General features: G+C 68.9%; 3 protein-coding genes. 2 read left to right on the plus strand and 1 reads right to left on the minus strand.

What is annotated here, in order from left to right; all coding sequences use genetic code 11:
• Positions 1–1,117: EAL and HDOD domain-containing protein (locus G7A99_RS17265; RefSeq protein ID WP_163142451.1), on the plus strand; the 1,117-nt coding region annotated here is incomplete at its 5' end.
• A gap of 90 nt (positions 1,118–1,207) precedes the next feature.
• Here the strand turns inward: G7A99_RS17265 and G7A99_RS17270 are convergent.
• Entirely contained in the window at positions 1,208–2,128 is a 921-nt protein-coding gene (locus G7A99_RS17270; protein WP_163142454.1) for a LysR substrate-binding domain-containing protein, read from the minus strand.
• A 111-nt stretch (positions 2,129–2,239) separates the two neighbouring features.
• Between G7A99_RS17270 and G7A99_RS17275 the strand changes: the two genes are divergently transcribed.
• Positions 2,240–3,148 (plus strand): DMT family transporter, encoded by a 909-nt coding sequence (locus G7A99_RS17275; protein ID WP_018717170.1) that lies wholly within the window; start codon positions 2,240–2,242, stop codon positions 3,146–3,148.

Below are 3,148 nucleotides of genomic sequence, written 5' to 3' on the forward strand. Positions count from 1 at the left end.
CCTGGTCGACGGCGACCGGGCGACGAGCGAGGTCCTGATCAGCCGCTACACCAGCCTGCACTGGTCCGGCGGCAGCAGTGTCGTGCCCGCCTTCGTCAATCTGCCGCAGGACATGCTCGAGGCCGAGTCGCTGCCCGCCGTTCCCCCGGCGGAGCTGGTCATCGAGGTCCTCGAGGACGCCTCGCCCACACCGGCACTGATCACCGCCCTGGAACGCTACCGCGAGACCGGCTACCGCATCGCACTGGACGATTTCGCCCATGCAGGACACCTCGAGCCCCTGATCGCCCTGGCGGACGTCGTGAAGCTCGATGTGCAGGCGCTCGGCGAACGCGGGCTGGCCGAACAGGTCCGGCTGCTCGCACCCCACAACGTAACGCTGCTCGCCGAGAAGGTGGAGACGCGCGAGGAGTTCGAGCACTGCCGCACGCTCGGCTGCACGCTCTTCCAGGGGTACTTCCTGCGCCGTCCGGAGCTGCTCACCGGGCGTGTACCCGAGAGCAACCGCATCGTCCTGCTACAGCTGCTGGCCGCATTCGCTGACCCGGACGTGTCCACCCGGCAACTGATCGAGCTCATCGAACGCGACCCGCCGCTGACCTATCGCCTGCTGCGCGTGCTCAATTCCTGCGCCCTGGGTGTGCGTCATCCGGTAAGCAGCCTCAAGGAGGCGCTGGTGCTGCTCGGGCGCCGGGAGGTACACAAGTGGGTCGCCCTGCTGGTGCTCGGCGCCCGGGACGGCACGCCCACGGAGCTCGTGCGCCAGGCACTCACCGTCTCGCGCATGTCCGAATTGCTGGCCGGACGCAGCGGCCGCGCCGATCCCGACCGGGCGTTCTTCGCGGGTCTGCTCCGCCACATGGACGCCCTGCTCGACATCCCGCGGGAGACACTTCTTGCCGAGATCGATATCGGAACGGAGATTCGGGAGGCACTGGAAGGCGGACACAACGACGTCGGCGACGTCCTGGGCAAGGTATGCCTGTTCGTCGACGGCCGCTGGACCGAGCTGCCGCGCGGGGACGACCCGGCGATGCTGCAGGGCTGCTACGCGGACAGCCTGGACTGGACCAACGAGACCATGCAGAGCATGTTTTCGGTGGCATCCGATCCGTAGTCGCCGTCACCGTCACGACCCATTGTGCACCACCCGGCGGCCTTCCCCGGGCATCCACGCGGCACCGGGCGAAAACACGGCATGGGCCGGCTAGTCGCCCGGATGCCCCTCCCGGAACCGGGCCACTTCCCCCATCAGCCAGTCGATGAAACGAACCGCCAACGGCGGCGGCTCGCCGGCCGCCGGTGTGATCAGGCTATAGCCGAACGGCGAAGGGAATGCATAGCGTTCGCCGAACGGGCGCACCAGCACCCCGCTGTCCAGGCGGTCCGCCGCCACGACCCGTCCCACCAGCGCAACACCGCGGCCGGCGATGGCCTGGTCCAAGGCATGACTGAATAGGGAATAGTGCCACTGCACCGGGGCCGGCACCCCGGCGGCCCCGACGTGGTCCAACCAGTGCCGCCAGGTGGGAATCGCCGGCTCGGTGCAGGAGACATGAATCAACGTGTGCCCCGCCAGGTCAGCCGGCTCCTGCAGCGGCGGACCACGCTCCAGCAGCGCCGGCGAACACACCGGAAACATGGGGTCGGAGAGCAGCGGCCGGTCCTCCACGCCGGGCCATGGCCCGGTACCGTAGCGGATGGCGAGCCGGGCACGGCCGTCGTCCCATTCCGGCTGCGTGAGCACCTCGCTTGCCTCCAGCGCGACCTCCTCCCCGCGGGCATCAAAGCCCGCCAGCCGGGGCAGCAGCCAGTGCTGCACGAACGAGGGTGGAGCGGAGATCGACAGGCCGGCGCGCGGCAAGCGCTGGGCCTCCCGGTAGGCCTCGGCGAGCCGGTCCAGCCCTGCCCCGGCACTCTCCGCGAGACGCCGGCCCGCCGCGTTGAGACGCACGCCGTGGGCGTTGCGCTCGAACACCGGAAAGGCCAGCCGGGACTCCAGCTCCTTGACCTGCCGGCTCACCGCACCGGCGGTGACGTGCAGCTCCGCAGCGGCCTGCTGGAAACTCTCATGGCGCGCGGCAACAACGAACGCACGCAACGCATTGAGTGGCAGGCGCTCGATCATAGGTTGAGTATTCCTGACCCTCGTGCGGTGAATATATCGTTCGTCCGGCCGTCGGGCCAGTGCTAGCCTTCCCCGGACAATGGTCGAACCCAACAGAGGAGAATCGGCATCGTGGCGGAGCAGGCTGGCGGAGGTGTCGCGATAAGGCAGGGACTGGACGGCCAGGCCATCGCGCTGATGACGGTCTTCTGCATCGCCCTGGGTCTGCAGCAGGTCGCCATCAAGGCCGTGGCCGGGGACGTCGCGCCCCTCGCCCAGATTGCGCTGCGCTCAACCGCTGCCATGGTTCTGGTATGGATTCTCGCCCGCCTGCGCGGCCTGACACTGTTCGATCCCTCGCGCTTTGGCCCCGGCGTGCTGGTAGGGCTCGGCTTCACCAGCGAATTCGCCTTCGTCGCGATCGGACTGAACTACACGCTGGCCTCGCACATGGTCGTCTTTCTCTATACTGCGCCGGTGTTCGCGGCACTCGGACTGCACCTGCTCGTTCCCGGCGAACAACTCGCGCCGCGCCACTGGCTCGCGGTCGCGCTCGCCTTCATCGGCCTGGTCATCGCGATAGCACCTACTGCCTCCGACGGCGACGGCACGAGCGCCATCGCCTTCGGCGACTTCCTCGGGGTCCTCGCCGGGCTCTGCTGGGCCGCCACGACCCTCGTGGTCCGCCGCAGCGGGCTCTCCGAGGCGCCGGCGCTACAGACGCTGTTCTACCAGCTCCTGACCGCCGCCACACTGCTTATCCCCGCGGCCTGGATCGCCGGCGACCTCGCCGGGGCACGCCTGACCGGCGAAGCCATGGCGAGCCTGGGCTACCAGACGCTCATCGTCTCCTTCGCCGCCCTGCTCATGTGGTTCGCCCTGCTGCGGCGCTACCTCGCCTCCCGGCTCGGCGTGCTCTCCTTCCTCTCGCCCCTGTTCGGCGTGGCCTTTGGCGCGCTGCTGCTCGGCGAACCGCTGAGCATGAACTTCATGGTCGGCGGCGCGGCGATCCTCGCCGGCGTGGTCTGCATCAACCTGTAG

Source organism: Arhodomonas sp. KWT (assembly GCF_010993615.1).

Excerpts from the sequence above, each read along its gene's own strand:
- G7A99_RS17270 (WP_163142454.1), bottom strand. The coding sequence starts at position 2,128 with ATGATCGAGCGCCTGCCACTCAATGCGTTGCGTGCGTTCGTTGTTGCC.